Below are 18,834 nucleotides of genomic sequence, written 5' to 3' on the forward strand. Positions count from 1 at the left end.
ACCATGACCACTCCGCACCTCCTGCTGGACCGGGCCAAGGTCGAGCGCAACGCCGACCGCCTCCGCACCCACGTGGCGAGCCTCGGTTCGACCCTGCGGCCGCACGTGAAGACCTCGAAGTCCGTGGACGTGACCAGGCTGCTGTTCGACGGCGGCACCGGGCCGATCACCGTGTCCACGCTCCGCGAGGCGGAAGCGTTTGCGGCCAACGGTTTCACCGACGTCCTCTACGCCGTCGGCATCGACCCGCACAAGCTGGACCGGGTGCTCGCCCTCCGCCGGGCCGGGGTGGACCTGGTCGTGCTGCTCGACAGCGTCGCCCAGGCGCGCGCCGTCGCCGAGGCGGGTGTGCCCGCGTTGGTCGAGGTCGACTGCGACGGCCACCGCGGTGGCGTCACACCGGGCGCGCCCGAGGTCCTGGAGATCGCCGCCGTCCTGGGCGAGCACCTGCGCGGTGTCCTGACCCACGCGGGCGAGTCGTACTTCTGCTACACCGAGCCGGAACTGGTCGCGGCGGCCGAGCACGAGCGCACCACCGCCGTCGGCGTGGCGGAAGACCTGCGGGCGGCCGGTTTCCCGGCACCGGTCGTCAGCGTCGGCTCCACCCCGACCGCGCACTTCGCCCGCGACCTGACCGGGGTCACGGAGGTGCGGGCGGGCAACTTCGTGTTCTTCGACCTGGTGATGGCGGGCATCGGCGTGTGCACCGTGGACGACCTCGCCCTGTCCGTGGTCACGACCGTCATCGGCCACCGGCCGGACAAGGGCTGGATCCTCACCGACGCGGGGTGGATGGCCACCTCCCGCGACCGCGGCACCGCCGCCCAGCCGACCGACCAGGGCTACGGCCTCGTCATGACCGAGGACGGCACGCTCATCCCGGACCTGCTGATGACCGGTGCCAGCCAGGAGCACGGCGTCCTGTCGCTGCGCGACGGCAGCACGGCCCCCTTCCCCGACCTCCCGGTGGGCACCCGGCTCCGCGTCCTGCCCAACCACGCGTGCGCCACCGCGGCCCAACACGACCACTACGACCTCGTGGACTCCAGCACCGCCTGGCCGCGGGTGAACGGCTGGTGACCTGATGCGCTTCCTGTCCGAGACCGAGTCCGCCGCCCTCGTCACCGAGGAGCTGGCCTACGACGCCGTCCGCGCCGCGCTGGTCGCCGCCGTGGACCCGGCCAGCACGACCTTCCCGGCGCTGCCCGCCCACGGTTCGCTGCCGCACAACAGGTTCACCATGAAGTCGGCCTCGGCCCACGACGTGGCGGGCGTGAAGATCGGCAGCTACTGGCCCGACAACACCGACATCCCCCGACACAACTCCACGATCCTGCTGATCGACCAGGAGACCGGCCGGATCGCCGCCGTCGTGGAGGCCGGGACCGTCAACGCCTACCGCACCGCGGCGGCCGACGCCGTGGCCGCGGACACCCTGGCGCGCCAGGACGCCACCACGTTGACCGTCTTCGGCACCGGTCACCAGGCGCGCTACGAGTGCACGGCCGTGGCCCGGATCCGCCCGATCGACACCGTCCACGTCGTGGCCCGCACCCCCGCCCACGGCGCGGACATGGTGGAGCACCTGGCCGCCAAGGGTCTCAAGGCCACCGTCACCCCGGCGGAAGAGGCCGTCCGGGCGGCGGACATCGTCGTCACCGCCACGACCGCCCGGTCACCGCTGTTCGACGCGGCCTGGGTCCGGCCCGGCACCCACCTCGCGTCGATGGGGTCGGACGCGCGTGGCAAGCAGGAGCTCCCACCGGCCCTCCTCGCCACGGCCGCCCTGTTCTGCGACCTGCCCGCGCAGTCCACGACGATCGGCGAGTTCCAGCACGCCCTCGCCCGACCGGTCACCGCACTGGGCGACGTCCTCGCCGGCCGTGCCCCCGGCAGGCACGACGACGACACCGTCACCGTGTTCGACAGCTCGGGCATCGCGTTGCAGGACCTCTACGTCGCCACCGCCCTGCTCGCCCTCAGCCGAACGTGACCCGCTCCAGGAAGAAGTCCAGCAGCCCTCCGTCCCCCAGCACCTCGACCGTTCCCCTGTCCACCGACCGCCGCCCGTAGAGCACCAGCAGCAACTCCACCAACGGCCCGCGAACGGCCACCGCGGACTTCTCGTGCGCCCGCCGCCACCGGATGACCTCCCCGGTCAGGTCGACGACCCACTCGGCGTCGTCGACATCGGTGGCGTGCAGGTGGATCGTCCGGCCGGGTCCGAGCAGCTCGCGCTGGGTGGGCTTGAGGTCGAGCATCACCGGCAGCGAACCCAGTTCCATCCACTCGTCCACGGTGTCCACCGCGACCTCGGGGTCGAGCTCGAACTCCTGCCCCAGCGCCAGCACCGCGTCCGCCCGGTGCACCGCCGTCTCGTGCGCGAACCGACGTGCCCAGAACAGCGGCGACCCACCCGGCACCGGTGTCCACATCCCGGCGTCGGGGCCCGCCTCGGCCAGTGCCTCGGAGAGCGCGAGCGCTCCCACGGTGAGCCACGGGCCGACCACCACCGGGTCCTCCTCCGCGTACGGAGACAGGTCGCGGAAGAACTCGTCCGACGGAGGCTCGGTGGCCCGCGTCCGCACCACGTCGGCGGCCCACCGCTGCCCACCGCCGAGGTGGCGCAGCAGCTGGCCCGCGTTCCACCCTGGACAGGAGGGAACCGGTGTGGTGAGGTCCGCGTCCACGATCGAGGCCGTCAGCAGCTCGGTCTGCGCGACGATCTCCGCGCGGTGCCGGTCGAAGTCCATGCGCACAAGATAGGGGCGGACACCGACGAAAACCGGGCGGCGGCTAGAAAGCCGAGGTCACCGGCCAGCCGATCTCCATCCGGTCGCCGAGGTAGACCTCGCGCACCGGCCCGTCCGCACCGATCCCCCGCTCGGCCACGTACGTGCCCAGCGCCCCGTACGTCCGGTCGGCCCGGTCGTGCGTCCCCTCGTGCACGGTCACCGCCATCCGCGCCGCCGGGACCTCCACCACCCGCACCCGCCCGGACACCGCGACGTCCGCGTCCACCGGCACGAACAGCGTGGCCGCGCCCACGCCGTCGCTGAACAGCTCGGTCGCGTACATCCCGTGCAGCGGCCCCGCGCCGGCCACGGCCTCGAGCTCGGCCACCGCGTCCCGGTACCACTGGTCCACACCTGCGATGCCGACCACCTCCGAGATCGCCGCCGCCCGCACCGCGGGCACCTCCCGGAACTCCACCCGGATCGCCGGAGGACCGGAGGTGAGCAGTCCGCGCAACGCCGAGATCGCGTCGCGGGTCCGATCCAGCTGCGACTCCAGCCTGCGCAGGTGCGCCGCCACGACCTCATCGCGCGCCGACTCGTCCGGCGCCTCGAGCACCGCCTTCACCTCGGGCACCGGCATGTCCAGCTCGCGGAAGCGGCGGATCAGCTGGGCCGCCCCGACCTGCCCGGTGTCGTAGTAGCGGTACCCCGACACCGGGTCGATCCGCGCGGGCTCCAGCAGGCCGAGATCGTGGTAGTGGCGCAACGCCTTCCTGCTCAACCTCGTCATCGTGGAGAACTCCCCGATGGACAGCAGAACCGCCACGGCCACCCCTACTCCCCGATCACCAGCGCGCTGACCAGTCCGTCGTGGACGGTGAAGTCGAACCCCAGGTCGACCTGCCCACCGGGGAAGTCCCCTTCCACGTGCGTCGTCACCAGGTGGCGATCCTCCCCCAACGACCTCTCCCCCGTCACCGTGGACGTGAACGTCCACTGCGCCGAGGTCCGCTCCTGCCACGCCGCGATCTCCGCCCGCCCCCGGTAGGTCACCCCTTCGTCCACCACCGTCCCGTCCTCGCTGAAGCACTCCGCGACGGCGCGCGCGTCACCGGCGTCGGCGGCCTTGAGGTAACGGGTCACAACGGCTGGTGCGCTCATGACTATCTCCTCCACTCGGTTCCACCTACCCGAGCGATGCTCGACCTTCCCGCAGCGGGAAGGTCAAGGCCTCGTCGTCTCCAGCGGTACGGCGTTCGAGCGGACGAGGCCGAGCTGGACGGACTGGCGGGGCAGGAGGGCGTCGAGGACCCAGTCGGTGGCGGTGCGGATCCTGTTGCCGGGCATGGCGAGGAGGTGGTAGCCGCGGGTGACGACCTTGGCGACGATGCCGGAAAGGGGGATGTGCAAGGGGTTCGCGGCGGCCTGGGTGCCACCGAGGTCGACGACGAAGCCGAGGTCGTGGTGCTTGTAGTCGCGCAGGCGGTCGCCGTAGCCGAGGGAGGCGGCGACGTTCTTGCCCGCGAGGGTGCCCTGGCGGGCGGCGTGCTGGGCGGTCATGGCGGTGACCTCGCCGGGGCGGGTGAGGTCGGGGACGGCGGCCGCGTCGCCGCAGCAGAACACCTCGGGGTGACCGGCGACGGTCAGGTCGGGCTCGACGACGAGCCTGCCCTTCTTGGTCTCCAGACCGGTGCCCTCGGTAAGGGGGTCCGGGCGGACGCCGACGCACCAGGCCAGCGTCCTGGTCGCGACGAAGCCGCCGGACTTCAGGTGCACGCCCTCCTTGGTCGCCTCGCCCACCGAGTCGCCCATCCGCACCTCGACGCCGCGGTTGCGCAGCACCTTGTCCGCGGCGCGCGACAGCCGCGGGTCGAGCTCGGGAAGGACCTTCGGCGCCACGTCGAGCAGGATCCAGCGCATGCGCTGACCGCGGAGCTCCCGGTGCCGCTTGGCGATGGCCTTGGTGAACAACGGCCCTTGGGCGGCGACCTCGGTACCGGTGTAACCGGCGCCGACGACCACGAACGTGCACCGCGCGTCGCGTTCCTCCGGATCGTCGGTGGCGGCGGCCAGCTCGACCTGCCGGATGACGTGGTCGCGCAGGTACAGCGCCTCGGCCACGCCGCGGAAGCCGTGCGCGTGCTCGGCGACGCCGGGGATGGGCAGCAGCTTGTTCACGCTGCCCGACGCGAGGACCAGCCGGTCGTAGGCCAGCTCGTGGGAGCCGCCCTCGGGGTCGGTGTAGGACACCTTGCGGTCGTCGAGCGAGATGCCGTCGACATCGCCCTGCGCCAGCCGGACCCGCGGCAGCGCGGCGGACAGCGACACGGTCACCCGGCGCGGGTCCACGACGGCCGCGGCGACCTCGGGGAGCAGGGGCAGGTAGAGGAAGTAGTCCGTGCGGTTCACCAGGACGATCTCCACCGGCGCGTCGCGCGGCAGGGTGCGGGACAGGGAGCGGGCTGCCTGGAACCCGGCGAACCCACCCCCGACGATCACTACGCGAGTCGCTGCGGCCATGTCCTCCACCCTGTCGCACAACGGTGGCCGCCGCAGAGCGAGAGCCCCGACACATTGTGCACATTTAAGTTGTGCACGAGGTAACTCGTCGCTAGCGTCGTGGGTGTCAGGTCAGCACAGCGTTGAGGAGCCAGAGATGACCGTCGTTCTGGAACAGGCAGCACGGGACTTCGCCGACGCCACCGCCAAGCCCCCGTACCTCTTCGACCTCGGCCCGGAGAAGGGCCGCAAGACGGTGGACGAGGTGCAGTCCGGCGAGGTCGCCAAGCCCGCCGTCGACATCGAGGACCTCACCGTCGCCGGCGGTCCGTCGGGCCGGGTGAAGGTGCGGATCCTGCGACCCGAGGGCGTCACCGGACCGCTGCCGGTGATCCTCTACATCCACGGCGCGGGCTGGGTGTTCGGCAACTCCCACACCCACGACCGGCTCGTCCGCGAGCTCGCCGTCGGCGCCAACGCCGCCGTGGTGTTCCCCGAGTACAGCCTCTCCCCCGAGGCCCGGTACCCGGTCGCCATCGAGGAGGGCTACGCGGTCGCGCAGTGGATCGGCACCGCCGAGGGCGCCGCCAAGGGGCTCGACGGCGGCCGGATCGCGATCGCGGGCGACTCCGTCGGCGGCAACATGACCATCGCGCTCACCCTGCTGGCCAAGGAGCGCGGCGACGTGTCGTTCACCGGCCAGGTGCTGTTCTACCCGGTGACCGACGCGGCCTTCGACACCCCGTCCTACCTGGAGTTCGCCGAGGGCTACTTCCTGCGCCGCGACGCCATGCAGTGGTTCTGGGACCAGTACACGACCGACCCCGCCCAGCGCGCCGAGATCACCGCGTCCCCGCTGCGCGCCACCACCGAACAGCTCGCGGGTCTGCCACGGGCGCTGGTCATCACCGGTGAGGCCGACGTGCTGCGCGACGAGGGCGAGGCCTACGCGAACAAGCTCCGCGCTGCGGGCGTGCCCGTCACCGCGGCCCGCTACCAGGGGATCATCCACGACTTCGTGATGCTGAACGCGCTCGCCGACACCAACGCGGCCAGGGCCGCCATCGCCCAGGCGATCGCCTTCCTCAAGGCGGCGCTCTGACCCGACCGGACCGGCCGGCCGCCCACGCGGCCGGCCGAACGCGGTCCTCTACCCTGGTGGACCCGCTACCCCAGGAGATCAGGTCCGTTGCCCGAGAACACCCCGTCCGACCTGCGCGCCGACTGCTCGAACTGCTTCGGGCTCTGCTGCGTGGCACTGGCCTTCTCGGCCTCGGCGGACTTCGCGGTGGACAAGGACATCGGGACGCCGTGCCGCAACCTGCTCGCGGACTACCGCTGCGGGATCCACACGGAGCTGCGCCCCGCAGGGTTCTCCGGGTGCACGGTCTACGACTGCTTCGGCGCGGGCCAGAAGACCTCCCAGGTCACGTTCGGCGGTGAGAGCTGGCGCGCGTCGGCGGACACCGCGAAGTCGATGTTCGCGGTGTTCCCCGTCATGCGCCAGCTGCACGAGCTGCTCTGGTACCTGACCGAGGCGTTGGCGCTGCCGGCGGCCAGGTCGGTCCACGCCGACCTCCGGGCCGCGTTGGAGGAGACCGAACGCCTGACCCGCACCGCACCGGAGGCCTTCGGCGCGGTGGACGTCGCGGGCCACCGCGAGAGCGTCAACGTGCTGCTGCTGCGCACCAGCGAGCTCGTCCGCGCGGGCACGCCGAAGATCAGGAACAAGAGGATCCGCCGGGGCGCGGACCTGATCGGCGCCAAGCTCCAGGGCGCCGACCTGCGCGGGGCTAACCTGCGCGGCGCCTACCTGATCGGGGCGGACCTCCGCGGCGCCGACCTGCGGCTCGCCGACCTGATCGGCGCGGACCTGCGGGACGCGGACGTGCGCGGCGCGAACCTCGCCGAGAGCGTCTTCCTGACCCAGGTCCAGCTCAACGCCGCCAGGGGTGACGCGCGGACGACGTTCCCCGCCGCGCTCACCCGGCCGTCGCACTGGTGATCAGGCGGGCGGCTGCTCGACCACCACGCCGAACATCCGGCGCGAGGCGTGCTGCTGGGCCAGCCTGCGCAACGCGATGAACACCGCGTCGCCGAGCACCGTGCCGACGACCGCGCTCTCCACCATCAGCTCGGGCGTGGGCAGGCCGCCGATCGCCTCGAGGTCGACCTGGGCGATGCTGTCGGCGCACTCCGCGTACTGCGGGAAGATCTTGATGAGCTGCTCGTGCCCGAGGTCGCGGAGCGTGCACAGCAGACCGACCAGCGACTTCACGTACACGTCGTCGGGCCCGATGGTCCACTGGCGCTGCGCGGCGATCTCCTCGATGTGGCCCATCGCCCACGCGCGGCTCTCCTCGTCGACCTCTTCCTTGCGCACGATCAGGCCGTGCTGCGCGGCGCCGAGCAGCTCGTGCGTCGCGGCCTGCTCGTCGATCGCCCGGACGACCTCGCGAACGTCCACGATGGACAGTCCGCCGACGTCGAGCAGCGCGCGCACGAGCTTGAGCCGCTGGAGGTGCCTCGCCTGGTACTGGGCCTGGTTCGGACTGGTCAGCTCCCCAGGGGGAACGAGCCCTTCGCGCAGGTAGTACTTGATCGTGGCGACTGGAACACCGGACTCGGCGCTCAGCTCGGCCATCCGCATCCGGGCCCTCCTTCGTCGTACCGCCCGACTGCAGTGTATCTCCGATTACGGATAGCCTCGGTATCCACCCTGACCCGCCCACCCGAACGTGTGCAACAATTCGCCGAAGGTATTCACGCGCGATATTCGCAGGTCTACAGTCTGCATTGTTCACGTGATTTCCGACACCGAAGAAGTAGGACTGGCGTTCAGGTTGAAGAAGGTCGTCTCAATCGGGAACACCACGACGAAAAGGCGAGTTGGCACGCACATGGCAAGAGAACGCGCGACCGGGCGGCCCCACGTCCGCGCCCTGCCCATCGCGCCGGATCCCCAGGTCAACGACTTGTCCGTGGTCACGCGCCCGGCCCCGCCCGCCGACGCGGGAGTCATCACGGTGGTCGGTGAGGTGGACGCGGCATCGGTCGGCGCACTCACCGCCGCGATCACCGACGCCCGAATCTGGTTAACCGACATAGTTGTCGACCTGAGCGGGGTGACAACGTTCTCGGCGGCCGGGATCAGCGCATTGCTGACGGACGCGCCGGTGCGATTGGTGTGCTCGCCGTCGGTGCTGAAAGTGATCGAGACGTGCGGCCTCGACGACCGTTGGGAACTGCACAAATCGGTGTTCCTGGCGCTGGCGGCCTGCGTGTCGCTGGACTTCGCCACGACCTCGGCGGGCCCCTCGCTCGCACTGCGCGCGGTCGGGGCCCACCGGGCCTGAGCTAGGGCGTGTAATCGAAGTCTCGTTCGATACACGCCCTAGACCGAGATGAGCTGGCCGCGCTCGTCACGGGCCAGGTCGACGTCGCGGTCGTCGAACCACACGCCTTCACTGGCGAGGTAGCGGAAGCAGAGCGTGGCTCCGGCGTCGACCCGGACCGCGGTGGACCACGTCCCGTTGGAGCGCTTGACGAGCCGGTGCCGTCCCGGAGTCCAGTTGTTGAAGCACCCCACGACGCTGGTGTGTCCCGGCGGTGGGTCGGACAGCACGAACGTGACGTTGACCTGGCCGCCCGCCGAGGGCTTGACGCGGATCATGCAGCGGTTTCCTCCTGTGTCGAAGTCACCGACCACCCTGCCCCGACCCGCGCGACCCCGCCACACGGCTCACCCGGACGTGGGACCGGGTCCGCCGTGCCGATGATCACACCGCGAGCGGCGACCGTCCCTGGACAAAGGAGATCCCCGCCGCGACAACGTTGTCACGACGGGGATGACCGAATTCCCTAGCTGACGACGAGGGCGTAGTCCGCGTCCGTCGCCGCCGTCTCGACGTGGCCGTCCGCGTTGACCTCCGAGGCGATCACCTCGACGGTCCAGGTGCCCGCGGCCGCGTTGTCCACGAACACGTTCTCCACGTTGTCGACCGTGTTGGCCGACCCGCCGGGCGTGGACCACACACCCGTCGAGAGGCCGTTGTTGCCGTAGTACACCGTGCCGTCGGGCGCGGTGAGCCGCAGCGTGAGGTCGTTGACGCGGGCCAGCGCGGCGCCGGGCGTGCCCGCCGGGTCGGTGTAGGCGAGCGTGGCGCGCAGCGGCTTGGTGCCGTCGCTGGTCACCGTGTAGCTCTTCACGTCACCGGTGCTCACCAGGTCGGTCTCGTCCACCAGCACGGGCAGCGACCAGCCGTTGGCCTCCGCCAGCGCGTGCAGGTTGCCGACGCTGGCCGAGCCCCAGCCCTGGTGGGTGCGGGTCATGTCGTGCGCGGTGCCGGTGAAGGGGTACTGGTTGGCGGTGTTGACGAGCAGCGCCTTGGCCGTCGAGGCGTGCGGACGCGCCGCGAACACGTCGGCCGCCTTGCCGGGACCGCCGGAGAACACGCCGTCCGCCCACATCTGGAACAGCAGGCCCGCGTTGCCGCAGGTGATCGGCGTCGCGCCGCTCGTGCCGCCGAACGACGTCGTGTAGGACGCGTCGTTGGACGACGACGTGGTGTCGATGCGGTCGTAGTAGTTGGACACGTCCGGCTTGATGCGGCCGTCCGCGGCCGGGCCGATGCTGCCGCCGCTGTTCCACTTGTCGTCGGAGCGGTCGGCGGTGTTGAAGTGGTACTGCCCGCCCACCGAGAGCACGTTCTTCGCCCAGGCCTGAGGCCGTGAGCTGCGCGTCCCCGCGTTGCTCTGGGACTGGCAGATCAGCAGGTCGGTGTCGAAGACGATCTTGTCCATCTGCGCGGAGATGGAGGTGTAGGACGTGGTCAGCGCGTCGCCCCAGCTGTTGCTCTGGAAGACGGCCCGGTACGGACCGGCGGGGTCGACCAGCTCCTTGGTGTGCGCGTAGCGGTCCTTGCCGGTGTAGGTGGCGAGGATGCCCTGCGCCTCGGGCAGCATGCCCCGGTGCGCGGTGCTGACACCGGAGGCGAAGATCTCGCCGTAGGTGGACGTGCCGTGGCTGGTGTCGGTCGAGTTCGGGCCGTGCAGCAGCGGCGGCCGGGCGGCGAACTCCTGGTGGGTCGCGCGCAGGCCGCCGTCCATCACCTCGCCGCGCACACCCTTGCCGGTGTACCCGCCCGCGGCCTCGATCGCGTTGGCACCACTGGTCTCCCGCGCGATCGCCATGTCGGTCTCCGGCGCGGAGTCCGCGCCGACGGCGATCACCTCGGGCAGGCCCGCGACGGCCGCGACCTGGTCGGCGCCGAGCAGCACGGTGAGGTGCTGGCCGCTGGCCGACACCTGCTCCACCTTGCCGCCGAGCCCGGCGATCCGGTTCGCCACGACCCGCTGGTCCTTGGTGTCCTGCTCGGCCAGCGTGACGAGGTAGCGGCCTTCGGTCGCCGCGGTCGCGTCCATCTTGTCCGCGGCCTGGAAGTCGACCGCGGCGCGCACGAACGACAGCCGCTCGACCTGCTTGCGGGTCGTGTCGCTCATCCGCACCACGTAAGCGAAATCGGGCACGTAGGTGCCGACGCGGGCACCCATCGCGCGGAGTCGTCTGCGCTGCTGGTCGGTGAGGTTGCCGCGGAACTGCACCAGGTAGGAGCCGTTGCCCGCGGTCGCCACCGCCGCGGTCTGGGCGTCGAGCGGGTCGAACGTGCGGTTGGCGAGCCGGATGAACCTCGGGCCCGAGTCCGCCGGTGCGGGATCCGCCTGCACACCGGTGACGCCGCCCGCGGCGACGAGCAGGACTCCGAAGAGCGAACCGGCGAGCAAGCCGCGTTTTCCGCGCAGCATGAACTACCTCCGATACGGCAGGGTCGTCCCGGCGGAGGGTGGGCCGGGACACGTGAACCGAACGTATCGGACGAACTTCGGGCGGTCACCCGCCGATCGACGGGTGCCCGACCACCCCGGCCTGCCCGAACCGAGCGCCGTCCCGACGAGGCCACTCCGCCGGGAACCGGGCCGGAAGTGTTAGGGCACATCGGCTTTGACGTCGCGGAGCGGTGCGGGATCTCCGGGGTGGCGCGCAAGGCGATGGCCTGCCACCCGAGATGGCTGCTTCTCGCCGGAATCCCATGTGAGAAAGGCAAACGCCGCGCTTCGTCGGCGCCGTCCCACTCGAACCGCTGGTCAGTGCGCTGGTCGGCGGCGAGCCCGAGCCGTTGGCCCTGAAGGGATCCGAACACCTCCCCCACGGCGTACCGCACTGCTTGGGCGGTGCGGATGCGGTTTCATGGACCCCATGACGGTTCCGCTGGTGGACTTGGGTCCGTGGTTCGAGGGCACGCCGGAGGGCCGCGCCGACGTGGCGGCCAGGATCGACGCCGCGCTGCGCGACTCGGGGTTCCTGCTGGTGACCGGTCACGGTGTGCCCGATGAACTGCGAGCGCGCACCCGTGAGCTGGCCCGCCGGTTCTTCGCGCTGCCCGCGGAGGTGAAGCGGCGCTACGCCGTCACCGTGGGCGGACGCGGTTGGCTGCCGCCGGGCGTCGAGGCGAACGGGTACGCGGAGGGCACCGAGACGCCGCCCGACCTGAAGGAGTCGTACTCGGTCGGCGCCGACACCCCGGTCGGCGACCCCGAGGTCGACGGCTTCTGGTTCCAGCCCAACACCTGGCCCGCCGAGGTACCCGAGCTCGCCGCGGCGGCGACCGAGTACATGGCCAGGATGCGGCGGCTGTCCGACGAGCTGCTGACGATCTTCGCGGTGGCGCTGGACCTGCCGTCGGGGTTCTTCACCGACCACACCGGACATCCGACCTACACGTTCAACATCAACTGGTACCCGCCGATCGGGGTGGTCGGGGAGCCGGAGGACGGCCAGTTCCGGATCGGCCCGCACACCGACTTCGGCACGGTCACGGTGCTGGACCGCCAGGCGGGGGTGGGTGGGCTCCAGGTGTTCACGAAAGACGGCGAGTGGGAGGACGCCCCGTTCGACCCGGCCGCCTTCACGATCAACATCGGCGACCTGATGGCCCGCTGGACCGGCGACCGCTGGCGCTCGACCCGCCACCGCGTCCTGCCGCCCGACGCCGGCGCGCCGGACGAGGACCTGGTGTCGCTGATCTACTTCTACGAGTGCGACCACGACGCCCGCGTCGCCGCGCTGGACGGCAGCTACCCGGAGGTCCTGGCCTCGGAGTACCTGAAGGAGAAGCTGGACGCGATCACGGTGACGTGACCGTCTCCCGCTTGCGGTCGAGGAAGCGCATGACCGGGGTGGCGGTGACGCCGTGGATGACGATCGAGCCGACCACGACCAGCCCGACGATCCGCCACATCGCGCCCTCCTCCACGAACTTCGCGGCCTCCAGCGCGTAGGCGACGTAGAACACCGAGCCGACACCGCGGACACCGAAGAACGAGACGACGACCCGCTCCCTCGGTCCGGTTCGCCCCTTGGCGAGCCCGACCAGGCCCGCGAGCGGGCGGACGACGAGCAGGACCACCAGCGCCACCAGCACCTCCCGCCAGCCGATGCCGGCGAACAGGCCGGTCGCGACCGCGCCGCCGAGCAGGAAGATCACCAGCACCGTGAGCAGGCGTTCGACCTGCTCCACGTACTGGTGCAGCACGCGGTGGTAGCCGTGGGACCGTTCACCGGCGCGGATCGTGCAGGCGCAGACGAACACCGCGACGAACCCGTACCCGTGGGCCAGCTCGGCGACGCCGTAGGCGAGGAACACCGCGGCCAGCGCCACGAACCCCTCGGCGTGCTTGGCCAGCCGGAACTTCTCCGACGGCGCCGCGAAGAACAGCTTCCGCAGCAGCCACCCGGTCCCCATGCCCACCAGCAGGCCCGCGGCCAGCCGCCACACCACGTCCACGGCCAGCCAGTGCGGCAGCCAGTCGCCGGGCGTGGTCGCGAGTGCGATCGCCAGGTAGGTGAACGGGAACGCGAGCCCGTCGTTCAGACCGGCCTCCGACGTCAGCGCGAACCGCGCCTCGTCGTCGCTGTCCTCGTTGTCGTCCGACTCCTCGCTGTTGTCAGCGGGTTCGGCCACCTGCACCTCGGTCGCGAGCACCGGGTCGGTGGGCGCGAGCGCGGCCGCCAACAGCACGGCACCAGCCACGCCGAAGCCCAGTACGGACCAACCGAGCACGGCCACCGCGACCATGGTCAACGGCATCGTGATGCCCAGCAGCCGCCACGTCGTGGACCACCGCCGCCACCCCACGGGCCGGTTGAGCGCGAGACCGGCACCCATCAACGAGATGATCACGCACAGCTCGGTGAGGTGGAGCACGATCGAGCTGTGCCGCACCGGGTCCGGGTCGGGCAGCGGGTCGATGACCGCGAACGTCAGCGCGCCCGCCGCCAGGAACACCATCGGCATCGAGACGGGTGCCCTGTTCAGCAGTCGCGGCAGCAGTGCGGCCGCGAGGGTGGCGACGCCGGCGGCGGCGAAGACGATCGGTCCCGCGTCCGCCACGAATCCCCTTCCGAACAGTTGGCTGTGAACGGTGGTTAGCCGGTTCGGCGGCCTGCGAAACGTCCACCTTGGACACAGTCCCCCACCTGCGACGGTGGTATGGACCTCTCTTGATCATTGTGGAACACTCGCTCGGAGTCAGGCGGCAGTGACGGACAGTGAGCCGTCGTGGTCGAGCGCCGCCCCGCCCGTCGAGGAGGCCCGATGACGGCGCAGGTGATCTCGATCGTCGTACTGGCACTGATCTTCGTGCTGGCGACCACCCGGTCGACCAACATGGGAGCGCTGGCGTTCGCCGCCGCGTTCCTGGTCGGCACCCTCGCGGGCGGCCTCGACGCCAAGGGCATCTTCGCGAAGTTCCCCGGCGACATCTTCGTCGTCCTCGTCGGCGTCACCTACCTCTTCGCGTTGGCCAGGGCCAACGGCACGACGGACTGGCTCGTGTCGGCCGCCGTCCGAGCGGTCGGCGGACGGATCGTGCTGATCCCGTGGGTCATGTTCGTCATCACCGGTGTGCTCACCGCCATCGGCGCGGTCAGCCCGGCCGCGGTGGCGATCGTCGCGCCGATCGCACTCGGCTTCGCCGCCCGGTACAAGATCAACCCACTGCTGATGGGCGCGATGGTCGTGCACGGCGCGCAGGCGGGCGGGTTCTCACCGATCAGCGTGTACGGCTCGATCGTCAACGGCCTGGTCGAGCGCAACAACATCCACGGCAACCCGGTCGCCCTGTTCCTCGCCAGCCTCGCCGTGAACACCGCCATCGCCGTGATCCTCTTCCTCGTGCTCGGCGGCCGGAAACTGGCCCGCCAGAAAGCGGTTCCCGCCACCCGCAGCCGGGCAGCCGCCGACACCACCACGGTGGACGGGACCGCGACCGACGGACAGCCGACCACCACCGGTGCCGCGGACAGCAGGGCGGCAGCGGACAGCACGACCGGCATCGCGACGGCCGACGCGACAACCAGCGACGCGACAACCAGCGGTACGCCTTCCAGTGCCGCGGCGACCAGCGGCCTGGTCACCGCCGGAGCCGGAACCACCAGCAGCCGGACCTCCAGCACCGCATCCACCAGCGCGGCAGGCACCAGCAGAGCTGGCAGTAGCGCGGCAGCCGGCACCACGACGGCCCGCGACTCCTCCACCGCGCCCGACGACCTCACGGTCGACGAACCCGAACCGGCCGTCACCCTCACCCCGGCCAGGACCGCGACGCTGATCGGCCTGGTCGCCCTGGTCGTCGGCACGCTCGTGTTCGACCTCGACGTCGGCTTCACGGCGGTCACGCTCGCCGCCGTGCTCAGCCTGATCTGGCCCGCCGACAGCCGCCAGGCCGTCGCCGAGATCACCTGGCCCACCGTCCTGCTGATCTGCGGTGTGCTGACCTACGTCGCGGTGCTCCAGGCGATGGGGACCATCGACTTCGTCGGCAACGCGGTCACCGGGGTCGGCATCCCGATCCTGGCCGCACTGCTGCTCTGCTACATCGGGGGCATCGTCTCGGCGTTCGCCTCCTCGGTCGGGTTGATGGGTGCGCTGATCCCGCTGGCCGTGCCGTTCCTCGCCCTCGGCACCGTCGGCCCGGTCGGGATGATCGCCGCGGTGGCGGTGTCCGCGACGGTCGTCGACGTGAGCCCGTTCTCCACCAATGGCGCCTTGGTGCTGGCGAACGCGAAGGACGTCGACCGGGACGCCTTCTTCCGCACGCTGCTCATCTACGGCGGCATCATCGTCGCGGTGGCTCCTCTCCTGATCTGGCTGCTGTTCGTGGTTCCCAACCTCGGCTGACGGACCACCCGCCAACCAGCCCTCCCCATCAACCGACGACCAACCACCACTCCTGCCCGCTGATTACCGTCGACTGATCGGTGGCTTTGCCCGGCGCCCAGCCGCCGGCCGTAGCCGTCGACTCACCACCGACCACCACTCCCGCCCGTCGGCTGAAGGGCGGTGTCAGACCTGCCCGCCGGCCGGAGGACCGCCCTGCCGTCAGTCCCGTCCGCTGGTGGACGGCATCCCGTCGCCGGACGACCGGTCGGTGCCGCCGATACCACCGTTGCCACTGGCGCCGCCGCCGTCGACCACCGCACGGGCCCGCGCTTCCAGGTAGCGCTGCTCCGGCAGGCTGAGCGTCGTTCGGGCGGCCAACAGGTAGGCCTCGCGGGCGGAGTCGTGCTCGCCCGCCTGGTCGAGCAGGTGGGCACGGACCGCGTGGACCCGGTGGTGGCCCACCAGCGCCGGGTCCCTCTCCGCCTCGGCCAACTGCTCCAGGGCGGCGCGCGGACCGTGGACCATGGCGTGGGCGACGATGCGGTTGAGGCTGACCATCGGACCGGGCGCGATGGACCCCAACAACGTGTAGAGGCCCAGGATCTCGTGCCAGTCCGTGTCCTCCGAGGTCGCGGCCTCCGCGTGGACGGCGGCGATCGCGGCCTGGAGTTGGTACGGACCGATCCGGGTAGTGGCCAGCGCGGTGGTGATCAGCTCCTTCCCCTCGGTGATGGCGGGTGCGTCCCAACGGCTCCGGTCCTGTTCGGCCAGCGGGACCAGGGCGCCGTTGGGCAACGTCCTGGCGGGTCGGCGGGCGTCCGTCAGCAGCATCAGGGCCAGCAGGCCCGTCACCTCCCCGTCGTCCGGCAGCCGGGCGTGCAGTTGCCGGGTGAGGCGGATGGCCTCGGTGGTCAGGTCGACGCGGTTCAGCGCCGCCCCGGAACTGGCCGTGTGCCCCTCGGTGAAGATCAGGTAGAGCACCCGGAGCACGGTCGCCACGCGCTCCGGGAACTCCTCCGACGGCGGCATCCGGAACTCGGCCCCGCTCGCCTTGATCCGCTGCTTCGCCCGGCTGATCCGCTGGCCCACCGTCGACTCCGGCACGAGGAACGCCCGCGCGATCTCACCGGTGCTGAGACCGCCGACCGCCCGCAGCGTCAACGCCACCTGGCTGACCCCGGTCAGCGCGGGGTGGCAGCACAGCAGGAACAGCGCGAGGGTGTCGTCGACCGCGGGCGCCGGTTCCGGGTCCGGTGCGGCCTGGGCCGCGAGGTTCTCCTCCCTTCGTCTTCGGGCTGTCTCGTTGCGCCACAGCTCGGTGCGGCGGCGGGACGCCACGGTGACCAGCCAGCCGCGCGGGTTGTCCGGCAGCCCTTCGGTCGGCCATTGCAGAGCGGCTGCCAGCAGTGCCTCCTGCACGGCGTCCTCGCACGTGTCGAAGCCGCCGTAACGCCGGACGAGCGCCCCGAGGACCTGCGGTGCCAGGTCCCGCAGCAGGTCCTCGACCGACGGGGTCACAGGTCCCAGGTGCTCATGTCGAGCACCGGACGGACCTCGACCGCGCCGTACCGGGCGTCCGGTGCCCGTGCCGCGATCTCGACCGCCCGCTCGTAGCTCTCGCACTCGACCAGGTAGAAGCCCGCCAGGTGCTCCTTGGCCTCGGCGAACGGCCCGTCGCTGGTCAGCGTCTTGTCGTCGCGCACGGACACCCACTTCGCCAGCGACGGGTCGACCAGGCCCTCCGACACGACCAGCTCGCCGGACTCGGCCAGCGCCGCCGACAGCTCCAGGTGCCCCTTGCCGAACGCGTACCGCTGCTCGTCGGTCAGCGTCTCCCACACGGCCCTGGACTTCGGGTTGCTGTGGATCAGGATCAGGTACTTCACGACCGCCTCCGCGGGTCTCGGGAAAAAACCTTCCACCGAACATGTCGAAGCCGGGTCGGCGGCTTCGACGTCCCCGGTGAAAGCCGTCCGGAGAACGTGGGAGGAGCACATCATGAACAGCGACATCGAGCAGATCCGCGCACTGGTGACCGGGGTCGAGGCCGCGATGGAGGCCAAGGACGCCGAGCTGCTGCTGTCCCGCTACACGGCCGACGCGGTGACGTTCGACCTGGCACCGCCCCTGCGGCACGTCGGTCCGGAGGTGCACGACGTCGAGGCCAAGGAGAAGTGGTTCTCGACGTTCGACGGACCGGTGTACTACAAGGTGACCGACCTCGAGATCACCGCCGGCGAGGACGTGGCGTTCTGCCACGGCCTCAACAGGATGGCCTCGACACCCGACGGGGCACCCGAGGGCTTCACCCTCTGGTTCCGGATGACCACCGGGCTGCGCAAGGAGAACGGCACCTGGATGATCTCCCACGAGCACACGTCCACGCCCTTCTACATGGACGGGTCGTTCCGGGCGGCCACCGACCTCACGCCGCCAGCGTCCACCTGATCGCCCCGACGAGACCGCGACCCGCGACGCGCACCGCGGTGGCCTCGGTGACCGGGAGGTAGGGCAGCCACAGCGGTCGCCTCGCCCACGCCGGGAGCATGGCCACCGCGGTCGCGGCCAGCACCGCGTACGGAGCCCGCACCGCCAGCGGCAACGGGGGTTTCAGCAGCAGGAACCGCGCCGCGTCCCGCGCCTCGGCCGTGCCGCGCAGCTCAGGTCGGTAATCGGCCAGCACGGCCGCCACCTCGGCGACGGTGCGCGGCGGGTCGACCACCCCCAACGCCTCCGCGATCCGGGCGGCGTCCGACACGTACCCGTCGCACTCCTGCGGGGACAGGGCCCGCGAGCCGTAGACCTGGTGGCAGCGCAGGAAGCTGTCGACCTCGGCCACGTGCACCCAGCCGAGCAGGCGCGGGTCGTCCGCGCGGTAGGCCCTGCCGTCCGGCGCGGTGCCGTGGACCCGGCGGTGGATGCCGCGGACCTTGTCGACCGACCGCTGCGCGTCCTCGGCCGTGCCGAACGTCGTCATCGCCAGGAACGTGCTGGTGCGCTGGAGCCTGCCCCACGGGTCGCCCCGGTAGTCGGAGTGCCCGGCCACGCCCGCCATCGCCAGCGGGTGCAGCGACTGGAGCAGGAGGGCCCGCAGCCCTCCGACGAACATCGCCGCGTCCCCGTGCACCCGGCGGATCGGCCGGTCCTCGTCGAACCAGCGCGGACCGGGGGTGTCGTGCACCCTGGCCCGCGTCTCCGGCCCGTCCGGGCCCGCGACCCTCGCGAACAGGGTGGACGCGATCCTGGTCCGCAACGAGCTCATGTCCGGGAGCGCCATGTGCTCCATGGTGCGCCTGCTGTGGACCCTGCACCTGACAGTCGAGGTTCATGGGTCCAATCCTCGCGACGGGCACCGACAAAAAACGGCGCCGGAAGCC

Annotated in this window: 19 protein-coding genes; 8 read left to right on the forward strand and 11 right to left on the reverse strand. The window is 71.2% G+C overall.

What is annotated here, in order from left to right:
- Nucleotides 1–3 precede the first annotated feature (3 nt).
- Together CLV43_RS28900 and CLV43_RS28905 are read left to right on the forward strand one after the other, a co-directional pair.
- Nucleotides 4–1,080 (forward strand): DSD1 family PLP-dependent enzyme, encoded by a 1,077-nt coding sequence (locus tag CLV43_RS28900; protein ID WP_106190880.1) that lies wholly within the window; start codon nt 4–6, stop codon nt 1,078–1,080.
- Nucleotides 1,081–1,084: 4 nt separating this feature from the next.
- Nucleotides 1,085–1,993 (forward strand): ornithine cyclodeaminase family protein, encoded by a 909-nt coding sequence (locus CLV43_RS28905; RefSeq protein WP_106190882.1) that lies wholly within the window; start codon nt 1,085–1,087, stop codon nt 1,991–1,993.
- Here CLV43_RS28905 and CLV43_RS28910 read toward each other — a convergent pair.
- From CLV43_RS28910 to CLV43_RS28925, 4 genes are all read right to left on the reverse strand, one after another.
- Nucleotides 1,980–2,753 carry a maleylpyruvate isomerase family mycothiol-dependent enzyme gene (locus tag CLV43_RS28910; RefSeq protein ID WP_106190883.1) on the reverse strand — a complete coding sequence of 258 codons (774 nt, stop codon included), beginning with the start codon at nt 2,751–2,753 and terminating at the stop codon, nt 1,980–1,982. The genes CLV43_RS28905 and CLV43_RS28910 overlap by 14 nt on opposite strands.
- Before the next feature lie 43 nt (nt 2,754–2,796).
- A complete protein-coding gene (locus CLV43_RS28915; protein WP_106190885.1) occupies nt 2,797–3,570 on the reverse strand; it encodes a MerR family transcriptional regulator in 774 nt (257 codons plus the stop codon).
- A 2-nt stretch (nt 3,571–3,572) separates the two neighbouring features.
- Nucleotides 3,573–3,899 (reverse strand): nuclear transport factor 2 family protein, encoded by a 327-nt coding sequence (locus CLV43_RS28920; RefSeq protein WP_146174952.1) that lies wholly within the window; start codon nt 3,897–3,899, stop codon nt 3,573–3,575.
- A 63-nt stretch (nt 3,900–3,962) separates the two neighbouring features.
- On the reverse strand, nt 3,963–5,258 hold the full coding sequence (locus CLV43_RS28925) for an NAD(P)/FAD-dependent oxidoreductase (RefSeq protein WP_106190888.1): 1,296 nt from the start codon (nt 5,256–5,258) through the stop codon (nt 3,963–3,965).
- Nucleotides 5,259–5,394: 136 nt separating this feature from the next.
- Here CLV43_RS28925 and CLV43_RS28930 point away from each other — a divergent pair, with 136 nt between their 5' ends.
- Entirely contained in the window at nt 5,395–6,339 is a 945-nt protein-coding gene (locus CLV43_RS28930; protein WP_106190890.1) for an alpha/beta hydrolase, read from the forward strand.
- 87 nt (nt 6,340–6,426) lie between these two features.
- A complete protein-coding gene (locus CLV43_RS28935; protein WP_106190891.1) occupies nt 6,427–7,242 on the forward strand; it encodes a pentapeptide repeat-containing protein in 816 nt (271 codons plus the stop codon).
- Here CLV43_RS28935 and CLV43_RS28940 read toward each other — a convergent pair whose 3' ends face one another.
- A complete protein-coding gene (locus CLV43_RS28940; protein WP_106190893.1) occupies nt 7,243–7,887 on the reverse strand; it encodes a MerR family transcriptional regulator in 645 nt (214 codons plus the stop codon).
- 154 nt (nt 7,888–8,041) lie between these two features.
- Between CLV43_RS28940 and CLV43_RS28945 the strand changes: the two genes are divergently transcribed.
- Entirely contained in the window at nt 8,042–8,593 is a 552-nt protein-coding gene (locus CLV43_RS28945) for an STAS domain-containing protein (protein ID WP_146174953.1), read from the forward strand.
- 38 nt (nt 8,594–8,631) lie between these two features.
- Here CLV43_RS28945 and CLV43_RS28950 read toward each other — a convergent pair whose 3' ends face one another.
- Both CLV43_RS28950 and CLV43_RS28955 read right to left on the reverse strand, forming a co-directional pair.
- Nucleotides 8,632–8,910 (reverse strand): early set domain-containing protein, encoded by a 279-nt coding sequence (locus tag CLV43_RS28950; protein ID WP_106190896.1) that lies wholly within the window; start codon nt 8,908–8,910, stop codon nt 8,632–8,634.
- Nucleotides 8,911–9,098: 188 nt separating this feature from the next.
- Complete coding sequence (locus CLV43_RS28955; RefSeq protein WP_106190897.1) at nt 9,099–11,042, reverse strand: S8 family serine peptidase; 1,944 nt, start codon at nt 11,040–11,042, stop codon at nt 9,099–9,101.
- A gap of 451 nt (nt 11,043–11,493) precedes the next feature.
- Between CLV43_RS28955 and CLV43_RS28960 the strand changes: the two genes are divergently transcribed.
- A complete protein-coding gene (locus tag CLV43_RS28960; RefSeq protein WP_245887068.1) occupies nt 11,494–12,435 on the forward strand; it encodes an isopenicillin N synthase family dioxygenase in 942 nt (313 codons plus the stop codon).
- Here the strand turns inward: CLV43_RS28960 and CLV43_RS28965 are convergent.
- Complete coding sequence (locus CLV43_RS28965) at nt 12,422–13,687, reverse strand: cation:proton antiporter (RefSeq protein ID WP_106190901.1); 1,266 nt, start codon at nt 13,685–13,687, stop codon at nt 12,422–12,424. The genes CLV43_RS28960 and CLV43_RS28965 overlap by 14 nt on opposite strands.
- A gap of 204 nt (nt 13,688–13,891) precedes the next feature.
- On the opposite strand from CLV43_RS28965, the gene CLV43_RS28970 reads away from it, so the two are divergent.
- Entirely contained in the window at nt 13,892–15,475 is a 1,584-nt protein-coding gene (locus tag CLV43_RS28970; protein ID WP_106190902.1) for an SLC13 family permease, read from the forward strand.
- Nucleotides 15,476–15,676: 201 nt separating this feature from the next.
- On the opposite strand, the gene CLV43_RS28975 is transcribed toward CLV43_RS28970, so the two are convergent.
- Both CLV43_RS28975 and CLV43_RS48645 read right to left on the reverse strand, forming a co-directional pair.
- On the reverse strand, nt 15,677–16,975 hold the full coding sequence (locus CLV43_RS28975) for an RNA polymerase sigma factor (protein ID WP_106190904.1): 1,299 nt from the start codon (nt 16,973–16,975) through the stop codon (nt 15,677–15,679).
- The gene (locus CLV43_RS48645) at nt 16,972–17,343 is read right to left on the reverse strand and encodes a YciI family protein (RefSeq protein ID WP_106190905.1); all 372 of its coding nucleotides are present in this window, start codon (nt 17,341–17,343) and stop codon (nt 16,972–16,974) included. Before CLV43_RS48645 ends, CLV43_RS28975 begins: the two co-directional genes overlap by 4 nt.
- Nucleotides 17,344–17,455: 112 nt before the next feature.
- Between CLV43_RS48645 and CLV43_RS28985 the strand changes: the two genes are divergently transcribed.
- The gene (locus CLV43_RS28985) at nt 17,456–17,905 is read left to right on the forward strand and encodes a YybH family protein (protein WP_106190907.1); all 450 of its coding nucleotides are present in this window, start codon (nt 17,456–17,458) and stop codon (nt 17,903–17,905) included.
- Here the strand turns inward: CLV43_RS28985 and CLV43_RS28990 are convergent.
- Nucleotides 17,883–18,734, reverse strand: a complete 852-nt coding sequence (locus tag CLV43_RS28990) for an oxygenase MpaB family protein (protein ID WP_106191386.1) — start codon at nt 18,732–18,734, stop codon at nt 17,883–17,885. The two genes, CLV43_RS28985 and CLV43_RS28990, sit on opposite strands and share 23 nt — an antisense overlap.
- Nucleotides 18,735–18,834: the final 100 nt, after the last annotated feature.

Source organism: Umezawaea tangerina (assembly GCF_003002815.1).
GTDB classification, from domain to species: domain Bacteria; phylum Actinomycetota; class Actinomycetes; order Mycobacteriales; family Pseudonocardiaceae; genus Umezawaea; species Umezawaea tangerina.